Source organism: Streptomyces sp. NPDC056452 (assembly GCF_042796085.1).
GTDB lineage: Bacteria > Actinomycetota > Actinomycetes > Streptomycetales > Streptomycetaceae > Streptomyces.
In genome coordinates this window covers 49,253-73,173 of sequence record NZ_JBHTRI010000026.1, presented here as the reverse complement: position 1 = coordinate 73,173, position 23,921 = coordinate 49,253, and the positions used below count along the sequence as shown (strand labels likewise).

Below are 23,921 nucleotides of genomic sequence, written 5' to 3'. Positions count from 1 at the left end.
TGTGGCCGCTCAGTACATCACCGAGATCGAGTCCGGCGTCGACGACGTCGCACGGCTGGCAGCCAGGGGCGTCACGGTCGGGTACGGCAGCCGGACCGTCATCGACGGCCTCGACGTGGCGATCCCGCCCGGGGTGATCACCACGATCATCGGCCCCAACGGCTGCGGGAAGTCGACCCTGTTGCGCACCCTGACACGGCTGCTCAAGCCGACCGGCGGGACCGTCGTGCTGGACGGCGAGGACATCGCCCGGCTCAGGTCCAGGGACGTGGCGAAGAAGCTCGGTCTGCTGCCGCAGGCGCCGGTCGCGCCGGAAGGGCTGACCGTGTCCGACCTGGTCGCCAGGGGGCGTCATCCGCACCAGAGTTGGCTGCGGCAGTGGTCGTCGGACGACGCCGACATCGTGGAGCGCGCGCTGGCCATGACCGGGGTGTCCGAACTGGCGGACCGGCCGGTCGACTCACTGTCCGGCGGACAGCGTCAGCGCGTGTGGATATCGATGACGCTGGCCCAGGGCACCGACCTGCTGCTGCTGGACGAGCCGACCACCTACCTGGATCTGGCGCACGCGATCGACGTGCTCGACCTGGTGGACGACCTGCACGAGTCGGGATGCACGGTGGTCATGGTGCTGCACGACCTCAATCTGGCCACGCGGTACAGCGACAACCTCATTGTGATGAAAGAGGGTTCGATCCTCGCGCAGGGGCACCCCCGCGACGTGATCACGGCCGAGCTGCTGCACGAGGCGTTCGGGCTGCGCGCCATGGTGATCGAGGACCCGGTGGGTGACCGGCCGCTCATCGTTCCGATCGGCCGGACGCACGTCCAGTTCAACTGAGGGCCGCGTGACGGAAATAGCCAAAGTTAGGCTAGGCTAACCTCACCAACGCAGGATAAGGTTTGCCTGCCCTTAGACGGGGGCACGCGGACAGCGCGAAAGCAAGGGATTCCGGATGCTCCTCCATAGAACGACGACGGTTACGAAGTCCTGGCGGCGGTTGGCGGCCGTCGTGTCCGCCGCGACGCTCGGCGTCGGCCTTCTCGCCGGATGTGGTTCCGGCACGGCGGACAAGGAGACCGACAAGGCTCCGGCCGCAGCCTCCGGCGCGTTCCCGGTCACCGTGGAGCACGCGTTCGGATCCACGAAGATCGACAAGGCACCCAAGCGGGTCGTCACCGTCGGCTACACGGACGATCAGACCGTCCTGGCCTTCGGCATCAAGCCGGTCGGCATGGTCGACCAGTACCCGAACCCGGCGGGCCAGTCCCCCGACATCAACACCCAGTGGCCCTGGGTCAAGGACAAGTGGGGCGACGCCCGCCCCGAGGTCGTCATGAAGAACGGCGACGCGGGCCCCAACTTCGAGAAGATCGCCTCCCTGCGGCCGGACCTGATCCTCGCGGTCTACTCCGAGGTCGACCAGGCCGCCTACGACAAGCTCTCGAAGATCGCTCCCACGGTGGGCCGCACCAAGGGCGAGAAGGAGCTCTTCAGCGCGCCGTGGCAGGACAACGCGGTCCACATCGCCAAGGCGCTCGGCAAGGAGGCCGAGGGCACCGCGATGGTCAAGAGCGTCCAGGGCCAGCTCGACGCCGCCCGTGAGGCGCACCCGCAGTTCGGCAAGGAGACCGCTGTCGCGGTGTCCTGGTACAAGGACTCGATCTCGGCCTTCACCACCACCGACGTGCGCGGCCGGCTGCTGACGGGCATCGGCTACAAGGGTGCGACGGAGATCGACAAGATCGCCGGCGGCGAGTTCTCCACCGCGCTCTCCCCGGAGCGCGTCGACCTGATCGACGTCGACCGCATCGTCGTCATCAACGACAAGGCCGACACGGAAGCGCTGAAGAAGTTCGAGCTGTTCAACAACCTGTCCGCGGTCAAGGCCGGCAAGGTCTCGTACCTGCTGGACAGCGAGGGCCCGGCGGTCGGTGCGGCACTGTCCCAGGGCACCCTGCTGTCCATGCCGTACGGGGTCGACGAGCTCGTCAAGTCGGTCGAGTAGAGATGGTGGTCATCCTGTCCAGCCCCCGGCCCGAATCGGTCCACGCGTGAGTGTCACCGATACACGCGTCGCACCGGCGACCCTGCGCACGGCGACCGGACGTGAGGGCACCCGATGGGTGGCGGCGCACTGCCGCGAGTTGCCATGGCTGACCTCCGCCACCGTGTTCACCACGGTGGCGGGGGCGGCGCTCCAGGTACTCCCGGTGCTGCTGCTCGGCCAAGTGGTCGACGGGGTCGTCGAAGGCGAGTCCCGCTCGGTCCTGGTCACGATCGGGGCGCTGATGGTGGCCGCCGCGGTGTTCGGCGCGGCGGCCACCGCGGCGTCGACGTACCTGATCGGGCGGCTGGGAGCGGATCTGCTCGCGACGCTGCGGGAAGGTGCTGTCCGGGCGGTGCTCGGGATGCCGAGCGCGCGCATCGAGCAGGTCGGCCGGGGAGACGTGCTCTCCCGGGTCGGTGACGATGTGGCCGTGCTGTCCAGGGGCATCCGAACGGCCATCCCCACGGTGTTCTCGGCCGGGGTGCTGGTCGCCATCGCGACGGCCGGCATGTTCGGACTGGACTGGCGGCTCGGCCTCGCGGGTGCCGGCGCACTGCCCGCGTACGCGCTGGCCCTGCGCTGGTACCTCCCCCGCTCCGCCCCGCTCTACCGCAAGCAACGGGCCGCCCAGGCGGACCGTGCGCAGGCGTTGATCAGTGGCCTGAACGGGATCGACACCGTCCGGGCGTACCGCCTCGAGGGCGCCTTCCGCGAGAAGGTCACCAGTGAGTCCTGGCGGGTGCGCGATCTCGGCATCGAGGTGTTCCGGTTCTTCGGCCGGTTCGTCGGCCGGGAGAACCGCGCCGAGTTCATCGGCCTGGTCCTCATCCTCGTGGTGGGGTACGCCCTGCTGGAGGCCGACATGGCCAGCCTGGGCGAGGTGTCGGCGGCCCCGCTGATGTTCCACCGGTTGTTCACGCCGCTGGGCGCCATCATGTTCACCTTCGACGAGGCGCAGAAGTCGGGCGCCAGCCTGACCCGGCTGGTCGGGGTGCTCGGGGAGGCCGCGGAGGACCGCCTGGTGGGCGACTCCACCGTCGCACCGGCCAAGGCCGTTCCGTACCCGGTGACGGTGGAGGGACTGACGTTCACCTATCCCGATACGGAGGATCCCGTCCTACGGGATGTCAGCCTGACGATCCCGGCAGGCGGTTCGCTCGCCCTGGTGGGGGCGACGGGCGCGGGCAAGTCGACCCTGGCCGCGCTGATCGCGGGCATCGGGACCCCGCAGGCCGGATCGGTGCGTATCGGGTCGAGCGACCTGGCCGGTATGGACGAGGCAGGGGCTCGTGCCCTGGTGAGCATCCTGACGCAGGAGACGCATGTGTTCTCCGGTCCGCTCGCCGACGATCTGCGGCTGGCCGCGCCGGAAGCGACCGATGCGGAACTGATGGGCGCGTTGCGCACCGTCGGTGCCGACGGGTGGGTCGAGGCGCTGCCCGACGGACTGCACAGCATGGTCGGCGAGGGCGGGGAGCGCCTGGATGTGACCAAGGTCGCCCAGGTGGCCCTGGCACGGCTGGTGTTGGGCCGTGCCCCGGTGGTGGTGCTCGACGAGTCGACCGCGGAGGCGGGCAGCGAGGGCGCCGCAGAGCTGGAGCGGGCCGTCCTGGCCGCGTGCTCGGGCCGGACCACGTTGTTCGTGGCGCACCGGCTGACCCAGGCGATGGCGGCGGACCGGATAGCTGTGCTGGACGCCGGGCGCGTGGTGGAGCAGGGAACGCACGAGGAGTTGGTGGCCCTCGGCGGCCGCTATGCCCGACTGTGGCGGGCCTGGCGTGAAGGTAGTTAGGCAAGCCTGACTTAGGGTAGCCTAACTTCCATACCTTGGAAGGGACACTGAGTCTTCGATGATGGATCCGAACGCTCGACTCGTACTGCTTTCTCCCGCGAGCCTGGCCGACGTGCGCCGGCGGACCGGTAACCGCTCCGACAGGACCATCGCCGAAGCGTGCGCCATAGGTCTCTCGTACTGGGCGACCGGCCTGGGGCCCGACGGCATCGACCTCACCCCGGGAACCCTGTTCGCGGATGTTCTCGGGTGGGTCGACAACGGCGGCGCCGGGCCGGTCGGTTGGGAGGTCGGGGCGGACGGCAGGAGCATCACCGTTCCCGAAGGCGTCCTGCGGGCCGACGCCCAGCTCGCCCTGGACGACCTGGCCGACTTCCCGGACCGGCCCATCGGCAGCATCGGCCCGTCCGGTGCGGCAGCACGGATCGAAGCCCTCGCCGCGTGGAACGACACCGACGCCGAGCGGGTCCGCCCGACCATGGTGGAGATGTTCCGCGAGCAGGCGCGGGTCAGGCCCGACGCCGTTGCCGTCGTCGACGGGAACCGGTCACTGACCTACCGTCAGGTCGCCGAACTGTCGGCGCAGTTGGCCCACCATCTGATCGGACGCGGACTCACCGCCGAACAGGTCGTCGGTATATCGCTCGGCCGCTCCGCCGACATGGTGATCGGACTGCTCGGTGTGCTCCAGGCAGGCTGTGCGTTCGTGCCGCTGGACCCGCAGTGGCCCGCCGCACGCCGCGCCGTCGTCATCGAGGACGCCCGGGTCGTGCTGCAGCTCAACGACTCGGGCGAGCACAACCCGGGTGAACCGGAAGCCGTCGCCGTCGATCTCGGCGACTGGACGTTCGCTTCCCTCCCCGTCGCGGCACCCGAGGTCACCGTCCCCGGCGACGCCCTGGCGTACGTGATCTTCACGTCCGGTTCCACCGGGCGGCCCAAGGGCGCGATGATCCGGCACGAAGCGATCAGCGAGCGCCTGCTGTGGCAGGTCGAAGAGATCCTGCGCTTCGGCCATGACGACGCGTCACTCTTCAAGGCCCCGCTGTCCTTCGACATCTCCATCAACGAGATCTTCCTGCCGCTGGTGTCCGGCGGCAGGCTCGTGGTCCTGCGGCCCGGCGGCGAACGCGACCCGCACCACCTGCTGAGCGTGATCGCCGAACACCGCGTCACCTTCACGTACCTGGTGTCGTCCATGCTGGACGTGCTGCTGGAGATCGCGGGCGACTCCGGGCGGCTGGACAGCCTGCGGCACGTGTGGTGCGGCGGCGAGGTGCTGACCCCGGAGTTGTACGAGCGCTTCCGTACCCGGCTCGACATCCCCATGTACCACGGCTACGGCCCGGCCGAGACGACCATCGGCGTCAGCCACGTCATCTACCGGGGCGAGGCGGAACGCCTGTCGACATCGATCGGCAAGGCCAACCCCAACACCCAGCTGTACGTGCTCGACGACGAACTGCGCCCCGTCCCCGTCGGAGTCGGCGGCGAACTGTACGTGGGCGGATTCCTCCTGGGGCGCGGCTATGTCAACGCGGCCGGCCTGACGGCGTCCCGGTTCGTGGCGAACCCCTTCGCGGGGGACGGGTCCCGGCTGTACCGGACCGGAGACCTCGCGCGCTACGCCCCCGACGGGTCGCTGGACTTCCTCGGCCGGGCCGACAACCAGGTCAAGATCCGCGGTATGCGTCTGGAGATCGAGGACGTCGAGGCGGGTCTCGCCGAGCACCCCGGCGTACGGCACACCTGCGTCGTCGCCAAGAAGAACACGGCGGGCGGCACCTACCTCGTCGGGTACGTGATCCCGGCCGCCGGCAGCGAGGACCTGCGCGCCGACGAGGTCCGGGCATGGGCCGTCGAGCACATGGTGGAGTACATGGTGCCCGCCCACACCGTCGTGATGAAGGAGTTCCCGCTCACCGCGAACGGCAAGCTCGACCGCAAGGCGCTGCCCGAGCCGGTGATCGGTACCGGCACCATCGTCCCGCCCGCCACCGAGAACGAGCGCGTGGTGTGCGAGACGGTCGCGGCAGTGCTGCGGCTGGACGAGGTCGGCGTCGACCAGGACTTCTTCCGGCTCGGCGGAGACAGCATCCTGGCGATCTCCCTGCTGAGCGCGCTGCGCGAGGCGGGCCTGTACGTCACGGCACGTCAGATCTTCACCCACAGTGTCGTGGGCGCGCTGGCGGCGGTGGCGAGCCGCGAGGACGTGTCCACGGCGCAGCACGGCGACGTGGGGACCGGTTCCGTCGTCGGATCGCCCATCGTGCAGTGGCTCGGTGAGACCACCGACGCCATCGACGGCTTCGTGCAGTCGATGGTCCTGAACACCCCGGCGGACCTGACCGCCGACGCCCTGGACGAGATCCTCACCGCCGTGGTCGGACGCCACGACATGCTGCGCGCCCGGCTGGTGCGCGGTGAGCGCTGGAGCTTCGACATCCCCGAGGCGTCCCCGGCGGCCGCGGTGTGGCAGGAGAGCGACCGTCCGCTCGACGCGTGCGTCGAACTCGCCACCGACGGGCTCGACCCGGACAACGGCGTGATGCTGCGAGCCGTCTGGCGCCAGGAGTCGCGCCAGTTGGTCGTCGTCGTCCACCACCTGGTGATCGACGGCGTGTCCTGGCGGGTCCTGATGGAGGACCTGGCCACGGCGTGGCGCCAGGTCTCCTCCGGCGAACCGGTCGAACTGCCCCCGGTGGGCACGTCGTTCCGGCGCTGGACCGAACTGCTCGGCCGCGCGGAGTTCGACGCGGACCGTGCCTACTTCGAGCGCCCCCTGCCGGGAGTGGACGCACCCGTGGGCAGGCGCGCGCTGTCCGAAGGCGACACCGTCGCCCAGGAGCGCACCCGGACCGTCTCCGTCGGCCCCGAGGTCACGGCCGCGCTGCTGGGCGAGATCCCCGCGAAGTTCCACGCGGGCGTCAACGACGTCCTGCTGACCGCGCTCGCCGTCTCCCTCGCCCGGTGGCGCCGCGACCTCGGGCAGGACCAGACGTTCGCGCACATCGAACTCGAGGGCCACGGGCGCGAAGGACGGTTCGTGGCGGGCGCCGCCGGCTTCGAGCCGGAACTGTCGCGGACCGTGGGCTGGTTCACCACCCTGTTCCCGGTGACCGTCGACCCGGGCACGGCACCCGACCTCACGGCACCCGAGTACCTGGCCGCAGCACTCAAGGCGGTCAAGGAAGACCTCGCCAGGGTGCCCAGCAACGGCGTTTCCTACGGTGCCCTGCGCTACCTGGCCGACACCGGGTTCGACGCGCCCGCACCCCAGGTGCTGTTCAACTACCTGGGACGATTCGACTCCGGCGCGTCCGGAGACTGGCAGCCCGCGGGCACCACCGGCCAGTTGGGCGAGAAGCGCGACCCGAGGATGCGCCTGCCGCGCCCCCTGGAGTTCAACGCGATCGCCGAACCCGCCTCGACCGGCGAGTACGAACTGGTCACCACCATCTCCTGGCCCGACGGGATGTTCACCGACGAGGACATCACGACCGTCGGCGAGTACCTGCGGGTGGCCCTGGCCGGACTGGCCGCACTCGACCAGGGCGGGCACTCGCCCAGTGACTTCGGCCTCGTGCCGCTCACGCAGAGCGACGTCGACACCCTGGACGGACCGGAGCTGCGGGACATCCTGCCGCTGACCCCGTTGCAGGAGGGCCTGTACTTCCACTCGGTCTTCGACGACGACTCTTCGGGCAGCTACGTCGAGCAGCAGCTTCTGACTCTGGAGGGCGAGGTGGACGCCGACCGGCTCACGGCGGCGGCCACCCGGCTGCTCACCCTGTACCCGAACCTGGCCGCCAGGTTCGTGGCCCTCGCCGACGGCCGTGTGGTCTCCGTGCTGGAGAGCGGTGCCCAGGCGCCGTTCACCACGCTGGACCGCCCCGGCATCACCGACGCCGAGATCCGCGACTACGCCGAGCGGGACCGCCGCGCCGGATTCGACCTGGCCACGGGCCCGCTGATGCGGTACACGCTCGTCCGCGCGGGCTCCGGCCGGAACGTGCTGGTGCAGACCGTCCACCACATCATCGCCGACGGCTGGTCGGTGCCGCCGATGCTTCGTACGCTGCTGGCCGAGTACCACCGGCCGGGGACCGTGCACCAGATCGGCGGCTTCGCCGACTACGTGCACTGGCTCGCCGGACGCGACGACGACGAGAGCGACCGCGTCTGGCACGACCAGCTCGCGGATCTGCCCGGCCCCTCACTGGTCGCCGAAGGGCACACCCCCTCCGACCGCTTCACCGACATCGCCGTGGAGCCGACGGACGACATCGACGCGGCAGCCCGTTCGGCCGGCGTGCCCCTCAGCGTGGCCGTGCACAGCGCATGGGCCCTGACGCTGGGCGGCATCCTGCAGGGCAGGGACGTGGTGTTCGGTTCCACGGTGTCCGGGCGCGACGCGGATGTGCCCGGCATCGGGGACATGGTGGGCCTGTTCATCAACACGATCCCCGTACGCGCCCGGTGGGAGGGCACCACCACCGCGGGCGACCTGCTCGCCTCCGTACGGGAACACCAGAGCGCGGTGCTGCCGCACCAGCACGTCTCGCTGGCGAGGATCGGCCGGCAGGCCGGCGCCGGTGCCCGGTTCGACACCCTGGTGGTGTTCGACGTCGCGACCGACGTGGACGCTCTGCGGGGACCCGACGACGAACTGGTCATCGCCGACATCGTGAACGAGGGCGCCCCGCACTACCCGTTGACGCTGGTGGTGGAGCGCGCACTCGACGGCCGCCCGCGCTTCAACCTGATCTACGACGGTGAGCTGCTCCGCGCAACGAGCGCCCGGGCCGTCCTGAGCACCTTCACCCGGACCCTCACCGGCCTCCTGACCCGTCCCGACGCCCCGGTCGACGACCTGGCACCCGACGACGCCCGACGCCCCGCGCGGATCACCCCGACGACCCTGGGCGCACTGTTCGACGCCGCAGCGAACCGCGACCCCGCCGCCACCGCCGTCACCCAGTGCGCCCTCGACGGCAGCACCAGGTCACTGACCTACGGCGAACTGGAGGCGGCGAAGAACGAGCTGGCCTCGGCCCTGCGAGCGGCCGGCGTCGGACCGGGCAAGCGCGTGGCCGTCGCCGTCCCCCGTTCCCTGGAGCAGGTCGTCGCCCTCGTCGCGATCGTCTCCGCGGGCGGCGCGTACGTGCCGCTCGACCTGGCGTACCCGGACGAACGACTGGAGTACATCCTCTCCGACGCCGCTCCGCAGGTCGTTCTCGTCGACCGTGAGCAGCGGGACCGCTTCACCGAACTGCTGACCCGTGAGGGCCTGTCGGCCCGCGTGCTCGTCCAGGGGGACGAGCAGCCGCAGGCCCACGAGCTGCCCCACGACACCGCCGCGCCCGCGGCCGGCTGGTACGACCCGGCGTACGTGATCTACACGTCCGGATCGACCGGCAGGCCCAAGGGTGTCGTCGTCCCGCACTCCAGCGTGGTGACACTGCTCGCGAACACCCGGCCCGGCATGGACTTCGGCCCGCAGGACGTGTGGGTCCAGTTCCACTCGTACTCCTTCGACTTCGCGGTCTGGGAGCTGTGGGGCGCGCTGGTGCACGGCGGAGAGCTGCTGGTGCCGGAGTACGCCCTGACCCGCTCCCCGGTCGACTTCCACCGGCTCGTCCAGGAGCGCGGAGTGACCGTGCTCAACCAGACCCCGTCGGCGTTCTACCGGTTCATCGAGGCCGACCGGCACGCCGGCGGGCCGGCCACCGCACTGCGCCGGATCATCTTCGGCGGCGAAGCGCTCGACCCCGTGCGACTGCGCGGCTGGGTCGACCGCCACGGCACCCGTGCGCCCGAGCTGGTCAACATGTACGGCATCACCGAGACCACCGTCCACGTCACCCACCGGGTGCTCACCGACGAGGACTTCGGCGAGGACGTCAGCCCGATCGGCGGTCCGATTCCGGGCCTGGTCACCTACCTGCTCGACGACCGGCTCCGGCCGGTACCGCCGGGCCGTGTCGGCGCCATCTACGTCGCCGGCGACCAGGTGTCCCTCGGCTACCTGGGCAGGCACGGACTCACCGCGGGCCGGTTCGTCGCGAACCCGTTCGCGGGCGACGGCTCCCGTATGTACCACACCGGTGACCTCGCGCTCCGCACGCTCGACGGCGAGCTGGAGTTCGCCGGCCGCGCCGACGACCAGGTGCAGCTCAAGGGATTCCGTATCGAGCTCGGCGAGGTGGAGGCCGCGATCCGGGAACTCGACGGCGTGATCGATGTGGCCGTCACCGTCGCGGACGGCGGCGAGCACCTCGTCGCGCACGTCGTGGGACGGGTGCCCGGCGACCTCACCGGCCTGCTGTCGGCGAAACTTCCCGCGCACATGGTGCCGGGCCGGGTGCTGCCGGTCGACGCCCTCCCGCTGACGGTCAACGGCAAGCTGGACCGCAAGGCCCTGGCCGAGCGTGCCGCACAGGACGACACGCCGGTGGCCGCGGGCGATTCCGTACGCGCCGCACAGGGCGACGCTCCCGCGGTCGCGGGCGACTCCGCACTCGCCGCACTGGTCGGCATCTTCGCCGAGACGCTGCCCGGTTCCGCGGACGTGGACGGTGACACCGACTTCTTCATGGCGGGGGGCGACAGCATCGTCGCCATCACCGTGATCAACCGGGCCAGAGCGCTCGGACTCCCGATCGCGCCACGCGACGTGTTCCTCCTCAAGACACCGCGCGCGCTCGCCGAGCACCTGGAGACACGCACGCCGCAGGCCGCGGTTCCCGAGCCCGCCCGCCGCGAGGACGGCCCGCTGTCACCGACGCCGATCATCCTGCGCCAGCGGGAACTGGGCGGCTCACTCGCCCGGTTCGCCCAGGCCAGGGCGCTGGTGGCGGCCGAGGGCACCGGGTTCGCCGATGCCGAGCGTGCCGCGAACGCTGTCGTGGCCGCGCACCCGGCCCTCCGCCTGCGGCTGCACGTCGAGCACGGCGTGTGGGCCCTGCGCACCGAACCCGCCCGTGAGGTCACCGTGGCCCGCACGGACACGGACGACGCGACGGCCGCGGCGAACGAAGCCGCCGGGCGCCTCGACCCCGAGTCCGGGGAAGTGATCGCGTTCTCCTGGCTCGCGGCGAGCCGGACCCTGGTGGTCACCGTGCACCACATGGCCGTCGACTCGGTGTCCTGGCTCGTCCTGCTGGACGACCTGGCCGCCGCCATGGGCGGGGCCCCGCTCGCACCGCCCACCACGTCCTACGCCGAGTACGCCGAAGCGCTGAACTCCGCGTCCTCCCACGCGACCGACGACCTCGGGCACTGGATCACCACGCTCCAGGCACCGGCGCTGCTGCCCGCGGTCGAGGGCCTGCACAGGACCACCGTCGTGCTCGCCCCCGACGTGAGCGACCGGGTGACGCGGACCGCCCCCTCCGTACTGGGTGTCGGTCTCACCGAGTTGCTGTGCGGCGCGCTGCGGACCGCGCTGACACAGGTCCAGCCCTCGCCCACCGATCTCGCGATCGAACTGGAGCGGCACGGCCGGGTCCCCGCGCTGGAGCACCACGACTACACCCGTACGGTCGGCTGGTTCACCTCCATCGCCCCGGTACGGCTCACGGCGCACACCGACCCCGTCGCGGCGGCGCGCGAACTCGCCGAACGCCAGCCGGACGAGCGCGGCCACGTCGCCTACGGCCGGCTCAGGTACCTCAACCCGCAGACGGCCCCCCTGCTGAACGCCCGCCCGCAGGTGCTGTTCAACTACCTCGGTCGGGGCAGCGAGTCCCAGGCGCTGCACATCACCGGCGGGGACCAGGGCAGCCCGTACGCCGTCGAGGTCAACGCGTGGACCGACGACGCCACCGGAAGCCTGCACGCGGAGTTCACCCTCGCCGACGGCATCCCCGACGAGATCGCCGTGCACTGGCTGGGCGCACTGCAGCGCATCGCCGAGGCCTCCGCGACGGCCGAGCGCACGGCACCGGTCACCCCGCTCCAGAGGGGCCTGTTCTTCCAGGCCCAGATGGCGGGCGACGCCGGACACTACGTCGCGCAGAGCTACTTCACCTTCGACCGGCGCCTGGACACCGACGCACTGGCCGAGGCGATGGCGTACGTGATCGCGCGGCACCCGGTCGTGGGCGCCGGTTTCACCACCGACGACAACGGAAACCCGGTCCAGGTCCTCAAGGCGGGCCGTCGGGTCGATGTCCGCACGGTCCGTCCGGAGACGGACGCGGACGTGGAAGCGCTGCGCATCCGGGACCGTGACACCGGATTCGACCCGGACGAGCCGCCGATGGTCCGGCTGACCGTGGTCCGTCTGCCCGACGGCCGCGACGGTCTGCTGCTCAGCTACCACCTGCTGCTGTGGGACGGCTGGTCCCGCGAGATCCTGCTGCGGGACCTGTTCGACGCCTATCAGGCCGTCCTCGCAGGCGAACCGCTGGACGCGACCCCGGTCACGCCCGGATTCGAGGACTACGCCCGGACACTCGACGCCCGGAACCCCGCCGTATCCGAACGCTTCTGGGCGGAGCACCTGGCCGGCCTCACCGGCCCGACGCTCCTCGCCGGACCGAACCCGCCCCTCACGGACGACCTGCCGCGCGCACTCGTGCACAAGCTGTCCGCAGAACAGTCGGAACTGCTGCGGGAAGCGGCCAGGGCGCACGGCGTCACGCTGAACTCGGTGCTGACCGGCGCGTTCGGCCTCCTGCTGGGCGCGCACACGGGCCGGAGCGACGCCGTGTTCGGCGTGACCGTCTCCGGCCGTGAGGGCGAGGGACTGTCCGACATCGTCGGCGTGCTGCTCAACACCGTGCCCATGTGGACGCGGGCACGGCCGGACGACACGGTCGGTGAGTACCTGTCGGCCGTCCAGGCGGCGAGGGTCGCGGCGATGGAGCACGAGCACCTGGGACTCGGCGAGATCCAGCGGGCCAGCGGGCACGACACTCTGTTCGACAACCTGTTCGTGCTTCAGAACTTCCTGGACATGGACGCGTTCGCAGAGATGAACGCCCGGCACGGCATCACCTCGGTGAAGGCCGACGACTCGACGCACTACCCGTTCACCTGGGTCGTCACGCCCGGCGACCGGCTCACCGTCAAGCTGGAGCACCGCGACGGCGACACCGACAACGCCCGTCGTCTCCTCGACGACTACCTGCGCGTGCTCGAGGACCTGGCCCGTTCCACCGGCCAGGTCGGCGCACTGCCCGGTCCGGGTACCGAGCCCGAGCCCGCCGAGCGCACGGACGTCGGTACGGACACCGTCGTCGACCGGTTCGACCGGGCGGCGGACCGTGACCCGCAGCGGGTCGCCCTCGTCGCACACGGCTCGACCATGACCTTCGCCCAGCTCCGGGACCGCAGCCGTGCACTGGCGGGCGTACTCGCCGGGCGCGGCATCGGCCCGGAGACGGCCGTGGGCCTCGCGGTCCCGCGCTCCCTCGACTCGATCGTGGCACTGTTCGCCGTACTGCGCGTCGGTGCCGCGTACGTACCCCTGGAACTCGACCACCCGGACGAGCGGATCGCCGCGATCGTCGAGGAGGCCGGCCCGAAGGTGATCCTCACCGTGAGCGCCGTGTCGCCCAGGCTGACCGGCGAACTGATCGAACTCGACCATCCCCTGCCCGAGGCCGAACCGTTCGTGACGTTCGCGCCGGACGCCCCGAACCGCCTGCGGCATCCCGCGTACACGATCTTCACCTCCGGATCGACCGGGAAGCCCAAGGGCGTGGTGACCGAGTACGCCGGGCTCACCAACATGCTGATCAACCATCAGCGCCGGATCTTCGAGCCGGTGCTGGCGGAGCACGGGGACAGGGTCTTCCGGATCGCCCACACCGTGTCGTTCGCCTTCGACATGTCGTGGGAGGAACTGCTGTGGCTCGCCGACGGCCACGAGGTGCACATCTGCGACGAGGAACTGCGCCGCGACGCGCCCCGTCTGGTCGAGTACTGCGTCGAGCACGGCATCGACGTCATCAACGTGACCCCGACCTACGCACAGCAGCTGGTGGCCGAGGGACTGCTCGCCGACCCCGAACGCCGGCCCGCGCTGGTGCTGCTGGGCGGAGAGGCCGTCACGCCGAGGCTGTGGCAGACACTCGCCGAGACCGAGGGGACCGTCGGCTACAACCTGTACGGCCCCACCGAGTACACCATCAACACCCTCGGCGTCGGCACCTTCGAATGCCAGGACCCGGTGGTCGGCGTGGCGATCGACAACACCGAGGTGTACGTGCTCGACCCGTGGCTGCGGCCCCTGCCGGACGGAGTCCCCGGTGAGCTGTACGTGTCGGGCATCGGCATCGCGCGTGGCTACCTCGGCCAGCCCGCCCAGACCGCGCACCGGTTCGTCGCCTGCCCGTTCGGCGCACCCGGCGAGCGCATGTACCGCACCGGGGACCTGGTGGTCCGGCGGCCCGACGGGAACCTGATGTACCTGGGGCGCACCGACCAGCAGGTCAAGATCCGCGGGCACCGGGTGGAGCTGGGCGAGGTGGAGGCCGCGTTCGCGGCGCACCCGGCGGTGCGTTTCGCCGCCGCCGTCGCCCAGCCCGCCCCGGAGGTCGACGGAGCGTACCGGCTGGCCGCCTACCTCGTGCTCGGTGACGCGGACCTGGCCGCGGTCGCGGCCGAAGTGGGCGCCGCACTGCCCGACTTCCTGCGCCCGACGCACTACGCCCAGGTCGACAGCATCCCCCTGACGGTGAACGGGAAGGCCGACACCAAGGCGCTCCCGGAGGCCAAGCCCCTGGGTGTGCTGACCACGGCGGGGGAGCGCGGCCCGGAGACCGGGACGGAGACCGTGGTGTGCGAGTTCTTCGCCGAGGCACTGGACCTGGACGATGACGAAGTGAGCGCGGTGAGCGACTTCGTGTCCCTCGGAGGACACTCCATGGTGGCGGTGCGGCTGATCGGGCTGCTCCGCCGGGAGTACGGTCCCGTGATCACGATCCGTGACCTGCTCGAACTGCGAACCCCGGAAGCGATAGCCAGCCACCTTGATGACAACTCCTGACACCCAGCGGCCCCGGCAGGGGGCCGACATCCTTCGGACCGCCCTGCGGCGCAACGTCGGCGCCATGACCCGGGGCACCGTCCTCATGGGCATGTACCAGGCCGGCGAGACCGCGTTCCCCATCGCACTCGGTCTGATCGTCGAACACTCCTTGCAGGAGCGGAGCCTCGGCTCCCTCGGCCTGTCCATCGCCGCGCTGGCCGTGATCATCACGACCGTGTCGCTGTCGTGGCGGTTCGGGATGCGCGTCCTGCAGCAGGCGAACACGACCGAGGCACACCGCTGGCGGGTGCGGGTCGCGGCCTGCGGACTCCAGCCGGTGGCCAGGGACGTCGACCTGAAGTCCGGCGAGGTGCTGACCATCGCCACCGAGGACGCCGACCAGACCGCCGACATCATCGAGGTGGTGCCCCTGCTGATCAGCTCGCTGGTCGCGGTGGTGGTCGCGGCGATCGCGCTGGGCCTGGCCGACATCCGGCTCGGGCTTCTCGTGATCGTGGGAACCGTCGCGATCCTGTCGGTCCTGAGCGTGATGTCCAAGCGGATCGGCGCCAGTACCCAGGAACAGCAGGCCCGGGTGGCGCGGGCGGGGGCGAAGGTCGCCGACCTCATCACCGGCCTGCGCCCGCTGCACGGCTTCGGAGGCAACCACGCCGCGTTCCTGTCCTACCGGAAGGTCAGCACGGAGGCGAAGCGCCAGGCGATCACCGTCGCCAAGGTGAACGGTGCGTACGCCGGCACCGCGCTGGCCCTCAACGCGGTCCTCGCCGCCGCTGTGACCCTGACGTCGGGATGGCTGGCGTTCGAAGGGCAGATCAGCATCGGGGAGCTCGTCATGGCCGTGGGGCTTGCGCAGTTCATCATGGAACCGCTCAAGATGTTCTCGGAGATGCCTAAGTACGTGATGATGGCGCGCGCGTCGGCCGAGCGGATGGCCCTGGTACTGGCCGCACCGCCGGTGACGACGCCGGGTCCGGAGCGCCCGGCCGCGGGCGGTGACCTCGAGATCGACTGCGTCCGGTACGGGGCGCTGCGCAAGCTGAAGTTCCGGGTCTCGGCAGGCGAGTTCGTGGCCATCGCCGCCTACCAGCCGCGCGCGGCGGCCGACTTCGCGTCGATCCTCGCCGTGAACGTCCCGCCCCACGCGTACGAGGGAGCCGTACGGGTCAGCGGGCACGAGATCGCGGACCTGTCGGTCGAGGCGGTCCGTGAGCACATGCTGGTGAACCCGTACGACGGGGAGATCTTCGCGGGCACCCTCCGTACGAACATCGACCCGTCGGGCACCAGCCCGATGGTCCCCGAGGCGGTCGAGGCGTCCATGCTGACCGATGTGGTCGCCCTCCACCGCGAAGGACTCGACCACGGCGTCCGCGACCGCGGCGCGAACCTCTCCGGCGGGCAACGCCAACGGCTGTCCCTGGCCCGCGCCCTGGCCGCGGACTCCGACATCCTGGTTCTGCACGATCCGACGACAGCCGTCGACGCGGTCACCGAACAGCTCATCGCACGGAACATCGCGAAGATGCGCCGGGGCCGCACCACCGTCGTGTTCACCAGCAGCCCGGCGCTCCTGGACGCCGCCGACCGCGTCCTCGTCCTGGACGACGGGGTCGTCACCGCCGAGGACACCCATCGCAACCTGCTCGCCACGGACGAGGACTACTGCCTGGCCGTGGCGCGTTGAGCGGCCGGGTCTCCCGTACGGACGGGAGACCCGGGCCGCACGGGTCCCGCGCGTCGTCCGGCGGGAACCCCGCCGCCGAGGAACTGGGTATCCGGCGGGCCGCCGATTGAGCACCGGTACTCAGGTCCGCGGGATGCCTCCGGACCACGATGGAGATCACCATCGTCCGAGTCCGGGAGGACCCGCTCATGCTCAGTCGCCTCGCCGGCGTCCTGGTGCCTGCCGTCGGCAGACTGACGGTCACCACCGACAGCGACGCCCGCTTCGCCCCGGGCAGCATCATCGCCGCCAACCACAGCTCCCTGGCCGACCCGGCCGTGGTCCTCGCCGCTCTGCGCCGTGTCGGCGTCGAGCCGGTCGTCCTGGCGGCGGCCGGCCTCTGGCGCATCCCCACGCTCGGCCGTGCGCTGGCCCGCGAGGGGCACATCCCCGTCCACCGGCACGACGCCCGCGCCGCCGACGCCCTCGAAGGTGCCGCCGAGGCGCTCGGCCGGGGACGTCTCGTCCTGATCTACGGCGAGGGCGGCATCCCGAGCCGCGAGGACGCGGGAGAAGCGGCCCCGGAAGCCTTCCGCAGCGGGCTGGCCCGGCTCGTCCACCGGACAGGAGCCCCCGTGATCCCCCTGGGACAGGCCGGGTCCCGCCGAATCGTGTCGGGAAGCCGGCTCAAGCAGCTCGCGGGCCTGGGCACCGCGCCGCTGCGCAGGCCGGGTCTCCACGTCCACATCGGGGCGCCGGTCATGCTGGCGGGCGACCTGCCGAACCGCACCGCACATGCCCGTGCGGCGGTGACCGACGCGTGGCGGGAGGCCGCCGAACGTCTCGGCGAACCGGTCGTCCTGGCCGTGTGAGAACTAGGCGAGCGCCCAGGCGACATCTCTGAGCAGTGCGTGCCGCCAGCCCGCCCGGTCGTGCCCGGACGGCGACCGGGAAATCCGTACGGTCGCACCGGCCTGTCCGGCCAGGGTCTCGGCGAGCTCGCAGTGGGGCAGCATCCGCGTCTCGTGTTCCCCGACGTCGAACGCGACCCGCAGACCGGACAGGTCGGGGCGCTCCCGCAGGCGTGCCGCGATGGCACCGCCCTTGGGGCCACCGAACGGGTCCGGCAGGTCCAAGGCGTCGGGTGTCCACCAGAACGACGCCGACTGGCAGGCGACGCGGGACACCAGCTCCGGGAACTCCAGTGCCGCGTACATCGCGCTCAGTCCGCCGAGGCTCTGCCCGGCGACCACGAGCCGGTCCAGGTCGGCGGGCACGCCGGACTCCGCCACCAGCGGCAGCAGTTCGTCGCGGACCGCCTCCCACAGTTCGGGCCTGCACCCGAACTCGGCCCTCCTGTCCTTGGCCGGCAGGAACACGAGGGTGACGGGAGGCATGTCACCACTGGCGACGGCCGCGTCGAACGCGGTCATGGCCGGGTGCAGATACAGCCAGTCGTCCCCGTCGAGGAGCAGGACCACCGGTCCGCCGCCGCCCACCGGGTGGACCCGCACGGTGCGCCGCCCGCCGAGCCGTTCGCTCGCCCAGCGGAGCCGGGTGCGGGGGACGGGCAGGACGTCGTCAGAGCCGATCAGGGGCCAGTGAGGCTGGGCCGGGGCGTCCGGGGTCGCGACGACGGAACGGTCGCCGCCGGCACCGACCGGGTTGAACGGGTCGGCGTACGCCGCGTCGTCGGCCAGGAACTGGTAGGTCACCCGCAGCCGCGCGGGCATAGGAACCTCGGCGTACCAGCAGTCCGTGTCGCCCCATCGGCTCAGGGGTGTCGAGTCCGACCAGCTCTCGAAGCCGATGCTCGCCCGGGTCCCGCGCCAGAGGAACAAGGTCACCCAGCCGCCGTCGCCGGCGGGGACCGACGCGGGTGTCCGCGCCGCCGCCCAGAACTCGTCGCTGCCGGGCCTGCCGGGCAGTCCGTACGCGGCGAAGGTGTCCTCCGCAGGGACCCGTTCGATCACCGGGCGCATGAACGTCTCCTTGTGAGAGGGATATTGAAAGGCTAAGCTCGACTCGATTAGGTGAGCCTAACCTAATAGTGACCTCCCCTTCCATTCCCGATCCACCTCCTGCACGGGCTGGTGATCGCGTTGCGGGAGCACCACACGCGGACCTGGTTCACACTCTCGACGCGGCTGCCACAGGCCCGTCGGCCCCGAGGAGGCAATGACACATGAGCACCAACCCCTTTGACGACCCCGAAGGCCGCTTCCTGGTCCTGGTGAACGACGAGGGCCAGCACTCGCTCTGGCCGTCCTTCGCCGAGGTGCCCGGAGGGTGGACGATGGCCTTCGAGGAGAACACCCGTGAGGCGTGCCTGGAGTTCATCGAGGGCCACTGGACGGACCTGCGGCCCAAGTCCCTCGCGGCGTCCATGGAGGCCTGACCACTTCCGGCGCGGAGCTGCCGGGCCGTCCGTCCGCGGTGGGCGGACAGCCACGGCGGCCCGGGATTTGAACTCGTAACTAAGGTAAGGCTAACCTAATCTCGCTTGGTTCGTCGGAGTCGTACGGCGACGAGCCGTTCTTCGAAACGGAACCGAGGAAGGGAAAGCCTTGATCACGGCTACGCCGCGTCCCGCCCCCCTGTCGCCTGCGCTCCTCGCGCCGACGCCCTCCGTGCGTTCGGCCCGTGCGGGGGACGCTGCCGCACTCGCCGGACTGTCCCGGCCCTTCATGCGCTCGGGGGCACTGCGGGAGCGTCCCGCCTCGCTCTACGCCACCCGTGCGACCGACTTCTTCGTGTCGGAGGCCGCAGGCCGCCTCGACGGCTGCGTGGGCCTGCGCGTGCACCCTGCCGAGCCGGGGGAGTGCCGCGGATCCACGGGCGTTCTGTACAACTTCTGCGTGGCCGCGCACAGTCAGGGGCAGGGAGTGGGCGCCGCGCTCCTGCGTGCGGTGCTGGCCATGGCGCGCGCCCAGTCGCTCGGTTCCCTGTTCACGGCGACGACCGGCGACGGGGCTCTGTTCCTCCGCTACGGCTTCGCGCCCTCGACGGCGGGCCCGGCGCCCCGGTCCTGGGCTGAGTCCCTGGATCCCCGGCGCAACGCAAGGATCCTCGCCAGGGCCCTGTGACCGTCGGCACGTCCGCGTCCGGCGGTTTCCGCCGCCGGACCTCACCGCGCGATGGCGCCGGTGAAGTCCTTTCGCGCATGCTCGCATTCGGCACGGGTGGTGTTGATCCCGCCCCCGGCTCGGCTTCAGGGACGGGCGCCTGCGGTCAGCCGGTCTGTTCGTCGTGGTCCGGGCTGTCGTCAGGGACCACGGTGGTGCCGGGGCCGTTCTCGCCGAGCACGCCACGCAGCACCGCGTGCGGAACGCGGCCGTCGAGCACATGAGCCGTGCGCACGCCGCCGCGCACGGCCTGAAGGCAGCCCTCCATCTTCGGCAGCATGCCGCTCGCCAGCCCCGGCAGCATCTTGTCGAGTGCGTCGGCTGTCAGACGTTCGATCACCTCGGTGCTGTACGGCCAGTTCGCGTACAGTCCCTCCACGTCGGTGAGGACCACCAGCCGTTCGGCTCCGAGGGCAACGGCCAGGGCCGACGCCGCGAGATCGGCGTTGACGTTGTAGACCTGCCCGTCCTCACCGCGGGCCACGGGGGAGACCACCGGGATGTGCCCCTGGTCGAGGAGCGCCCGCACCATGCCCGGGTTCACGTCCACGACGTCGCCGACGAGACCGATGTCCACCGGCCGGCCGTCCACCCAGGCGGGCCGGCGCACGGCCGTCATCGTGTGCGCGTCCTCGCCCGTCATGCCCACGGCGTACGGCCCGTGGTCGTTGATGTGCCCGACCAGTTCCCGCTGGACCCGGCCGGTCAGCACCATGCGGACCACCTCCATGGTCTCCGGCGTGGTCACCCGCAGGCCCGCCTCGAAGCGGGTCTCCAGGCCAAGTCGGTCGAGCATCGAGCTGATCTGCGGCCCGCCGCCGTGCACGACGACCGGGCGCAGGCCCGCACGCCACAACTCCACGACGTCCTGGGCGAATGTCCGCTGCAGGCTCGCGTCGACCATGGCGTTGCCGCCGAACTTGATGACGACGGCGGTGCCCCGCCGTTCCGGCCGGAGAAGCAGCCCACCGGACTGGTCCGCGTCCGCGCGGTCCGTGACGACCGGTCTCATCGCTGCTCCTGCTTTCTTGAATTCACGAGTGGTCACGCGTTCTTCGGCTCCCGGTGCGGGAGAAGATCACGCAGTAGACGGTCCGTCGTGCAGACCACGCCGCTGTCCGCGGCCCAGTCGAGGGCCCTGGCATGCTGCTCGGCGGAGAAGTCGGCCACCGCGTCGGCGACGACGAACGGCTGGATGTCGTTCATGAAGGCGTCCGTGGCCGTCAGCAGGACGCCACGGTGTGCGTGCAGCCCGCAGACGATGAGCTGGTCGCGGGCCTGTGCACGCAGCAGTCTGCCGAGATGGCTGCGCAGGAAGGCGTTGGGGCGCACGTTGGCCAGCAGATGCTCGCCGGCGCGAGGTGCGAGGGGCGCGACGACTGCGGCGGCCTCCGGTTCGCCCCCGATGCCGGGGCCCCACAGTTCGCCGACGAGCCCACGTTGTCCCGGCAGTTGTCCGGCCGGTTCGGCGGTGAAGACGACCGGTATGCCCAGCCTCCCCGCGAGTTCCCGGAGTGCCGCGATGTTGTCCACGAGCTCCACCACGGGGGAACGCCCTGCCGGGAACATGTCGACGAAGTGGTTCTGCATGGTGTGGACCAGCAGTGCGGCCCGTGCGGGATCGATTCGCCACGCGGCACGCGAGCGGGGAAGGGCGGTGGCGGCCGGCATCGGGTAGGAGTCGACGTCGGGCAGGCCCATGGGCGTTTCCCCTCCCTGATGACGCGTGCACGACTGCGTGCGAACTCCGTAGCTCCTTAGATTAGCCTAACCTAACTTTCGGTGGGCTGGTTCAGGTTGTCCGGCGTCGAGGGCCGGGAGGCAGGTGCTTCCGCACCCGGCTTCCGGCCCTCGACTCACATCAGGACTGCGGCAGTTCGGCCCGCACCGTGCGGGCGGCCGCGACCAGGTTCTCCAGCGACGCACGGGTCTCGGGCCAGCCGCGGGTCTTCAGGCCGCAGTCGGGATTGACCCACAGACGCTCCGCCGGGATGGCTTCGAGCCCCTTGCGCAGGAGGGCGGCTGCCTCCTCGGCACTCGGCACCCGAGGGGAGTGGATGTCGTAGATGCCCGGCCCGGCCTCGCGCGGGTAGCCGTGAGCGGCCAGCTCGCGGGCCACCTGCATATGGGAGCGGGCGGCCTCCAGGCTGATGACGTCGGCGTCGAGATCATCGATCGCCTGGACGATGTCGCCGAACTCCGCGTAGCACATGTGGGTGTGGATCTGGGTGTCCGGGCGTACGCCCCCGGTGGTGAGACGGAAGGACTCGGTGGCCCACTCCAGGTAGGCGCGACGGTCGGCGGCGCGCAGGGGAAGGGTCTCGCGCAGGGCGGGTTCGTCCACCTGGATGACCGAAGTGCCCGCCGATTCGAGGTCGTTCACCTCGTCGCGCAGGGCGAGCGCAACCTGGCGCGCAGTGTCGCCGAGCGGCTGGTCGTCCCGGACGAAGGACCAGGCGAGCATGGTCACCGGCCCGGTCAGCATGCCCTTGACCGGACGGTCGGTGAGCGAGTTGGCGTACGAGGTCCAGCGCACCGTCATCGGATGCGGCCGGGAGATGTCGCCCGCCAGCACCGGCGGGCGGACGTAGCGGGTTCCGTAGGACTGGACCCAGCCCTGCTGGGTGGCGAGGTAGCCGGTGAGCTGCTCGGCGAAGTACTGCACCATGTCGTTGCGTTCGGGCTCGCCGTGCACGAGGACGTCGATGCCCGCCTTCTCCTGGAAGGAGAGGACGTCGCGGATCTCGCTCTCGATGCGCTGCTCGTAAGCGGCGGAGTCGATACGGCCGGACCGCAGATCGGCGCGGGCCGTGCGCAGTTCGGCGGTCTGCGGGAAGGAGCCGATCGTCGTGGTGGGCAGCAGAGGCAGGCCGAGGTGGGCGCGCTGCGCGGCTGCCCGCTCCTCGTAGGGCTGGGAGCGGCGGCCGTCCGTGTCGGTGACGGCCGCGGCCCTGGCCCGTACGGCAGGGTCGCGGGTGATCGGGGAGTTCGCCCGCGAGGCGAGGTCGGCCCGGTTGGCCGCGAGCTCCGCGGCGATGGCGCCGGTGCCCTGGGAGAGGCCCTTGGACAGGGTGACGATCTCCGTCGTCTTCTGCCGGGCGAAGGCGAGCCAGCGCAGGATCTGCGGGTCGATGTCCCGCTCGGCCGCCGCGTCCACCGGAACGTGCAGGAGGGAGCAGGAGGCGGCCACATCGACCCGGCCGGCGAGACCCAGGAGCGTACCCAGGGTGGACAGCGACCGCTCGAGGTCGTTGATCCAGATGTTGCGCCCGTCGACCACTCCGGCGATGAGCCGCTTGCCGGGGAGCCCGCCCACCGAGGCCAGCGCGTCGAGGTTCGCGGCGGCGGCGCCGGTGAAGTCGAGGGCGAGGCCCTCGACCGGGGCCTTCGCCAGCACGGGGAGGGCGTCGCCGAGCCGGTCGAAGTAGGAGGCGACGAGCACCTTGGGGCGGTCGGCGAGACCGCCGAGTTCACGGTAGGCGCGGGCAGCGGCGTCGAGTTCGGCCGGCGTGCGGTCCTGGACCAGGGCGGGCTCGTCGAGCTGCACCCACTGGGCACCGGCGGCGCGGAGGTCGGCGAGCACCTCGGCGTAGACCGGCAGCAGCCGGTCCAGGAGAGTCAGCGGTCGGAAGTCCGCGGCCACCCCGGGAGCGGGTTTGGCCAGCAGGAGGTAGGTGACCGGACCGACCAGCACAGGGCGGGCGGCGAGACCCAGCGCGAGGGCCTCCTTGAGCTCGGTGACCTGCTTGGTGGAGTCGGTGGTGAAGACGGTGTCCGGTCCGAGCTCCGGTACGAGGTAGTGGTAGTTGGTGTCGAACCACTTGGTCATCTCGAGCGGCGCGACATCCTGAGTGCCGCGGGCCATCGCGAAGTAGACGTCCATGGGGCATCCCCTGCTCGAGCGAAGCCGAGAGCTCGGGGAAGCGTCGGATCCGACGGCCGCACGGTGCCGCGGGGGGACAGCGCCGACCATGACGCTCGTGTCCAGGACGTGGTCGTAGTACGAGAAGTCGCCGGTCGGCACTTCGTGGACGCCGGCCCCGGCCAGCTGCCGCCAGGTGGAGCGGCGCAGGTCCGCCGCGGTCCGGCGGAGGGCGTCGGCGGTGACGCGGCCCTTCCAGTAACCCTCGACGGCCTTCTTCAGCTCCCGGTCCGGGCCCTGGCGGGGGTAGCCGTACACGGTGGCGTGCGCCGCCGATGCCGCTGCTGCGGACTTCGTTGTCACGGAAATCTCCTTCGCGAGACGACTCCTGAGATCCCGGGACGGGACACGGACGCGAAGGGAGGA

At 71.1% G+C, this 23,921-nt stretch carries 12 protein-coding genes; 8 read left to right on the top strand and 4 right to left on the bottom strand.

All coding sequences use genetic code 11. The features are described from left to right. The first annotated feature begins 1 nt into the window (after nt 1). The 6 genes from ACFQ6X_RS24495 to ACFQ6X_RS24470 all read left to right on the top strand — a co-directional run bounded on the left by ACFQ6X_RS24495 (nt 2) and on the right by ACFQ6X_RS24470 (nt 17,380). Entirely contained in the window at nt 2-841 is an 840-nt protein-coding gene (locus ACFQ6X_RS24495; protein WP_383184500.1) for an ABC transporter ATP-binding protein, read from the top strand. Between the two features lie 115 nt (nt 842-956). Next, a complete protein-coding gene (locus tag ACFQ6X_RS24490) occupies nt 957-2,009 on the top strand; it encodes an iron-siderophore ABC transporter substrate-binding protein (RefSeq protein WP_383184499.1) in 1,053 nt (350 codons plus the stop codon). Between the two features lie 46 nt (nt 2,010-2,055). Beyond that, a complete protein-coding gene (locus ACFQ6X_RS24485) occupies nt 2,056-3,843 on the top strand; it encodes an ABC transporter ATP-binding protein (protein ID WP_383184498.1) in 1,788 nt (595 codons plus the stop codon). Nucleotides 3,844-3,901: 58 nt separating this feature from the next. Then, complete coding sequence (locus ACFQ6X_RS24480) at nt 3,902-14,842, top strand: amino acid adenylation domain-containing protein (RefSeq protein ID WP_383184497.1); 10,941 nt, start codon at nt 3,902-3,904, stop codon at nt 14,840-14,842. Beyond that, a complete protein-coding gene (locus ACFQ6X_RS24475; protein WP_383184533.1) occupies nt 14,829-16,529 on the top strand; it encodes an ABC transporter ATP-binding protein in 1,701 nt (566 codons plus the stop codon). Before ACFQ6X_RS24480 ends, ACFQ6X_RS24475 begins: the two co-directional genes overlap by 14 nt. Before the next feature lie 188 nt (nt 16,530-16,717). Beyond that, complete coding sequence (locus ACFQ6X_RS24470) at nt 16,718-17,380, top strand: lysophospholipid acyltransferase family protein (protein ID WP_383184496.1); 663 nt, start codon at nt 16,718-16,720, stop codon at nt 17,378-17,380. Nucleotides 17,381-17,383: 3 nt separating this feature from the next. Here the strand turns inward: ACFQ6X_RS24470 and ACFQ6X_RS24465 are convergent, their stop codons facing one another. After that, nucleotides 17,384-18,490, bottom strand: a complete 1,107-nt coding sequence (locus ACFQ6X_RS24465; protein ID WP_383184495.1) for an alpha/beta hydrolase-fold protein — start codon at nt 18,488-18,490, stop codon at nt 17,384-17,386. A gap of 203 nt (nt 18,491-18,693) precedes the next feature. On the opposite strand from ACFQ6X_RS24465, the gene ACFQ6X_RS24460 reads away from it, so the two are divergent. After that, on the top strand, nt 18,694-18,906 hold the full coding sequence (locus ACFQ6X_RS24460; protein WP_383184494.1) for an MbtH family protein: 213 nt from the start codon (nt 18,694-18,696) through the stop codon (nt 18,904-18,906). 169 nt (nt 18,907-19,075) lie between these two features. Next, complete coding sequence (locus tag ACFQ6X_RS24455; protein ID WP_383184493.1) at nt 19,076-19,594, top strand: GNAT family N-acetyltransferase; 519 nt, start codon at nt 19,076-19,078, stop codon at nt 19,592-19,594. Between the two features lie 145 nt (nt 19,595-19,739). On the opposite strand, the gene argB is transcribed toward ACFQ6X_RS24455, so the two are convergent. The 3 genes from argB to metE form a co-directional block, all read right to left on the bottom strand. Further along, entirely contained in the window at nt 19,740-20,645 is a 906-nt protein-coding gene (argB, locus tag ACFQ6X_RS24450) for an acetylglutamate kinase (protein ID WP_383184492.1), read from the bottom strand. Between the two features lie 32 nt (nt 20,646-20,677). Continuing rightward, nucleotides 20,678-21,334, bottom strand: coding sequence for an isochorismatase family protein (locus ACFQ6X_RS24445; RefSeq protein WP_383184491.1), 657 nt, complete (start codon nt 21,332-21,334; stop codon nt 20,678-20,680). Nucleotides 21,335-21,494: 160 nt separating this feature from the next. Further along, on the bottom strand, nt 21,495-23,858 hold the full coding sequence (metE, locus tag ACFQ6X_RS24440; RefSeq protein ID WP_383184490.1) for a 5-methyltetrahydropteroyltriglutamate--homocysteine S-methyltransferase: 2,364 nt from the start codon (nt 23,856-23,858) through the stop codon (nt 21,495-21,497). Between the last annotated feature and the right edge of the window lie 63 nt (nt 23,859-23,921).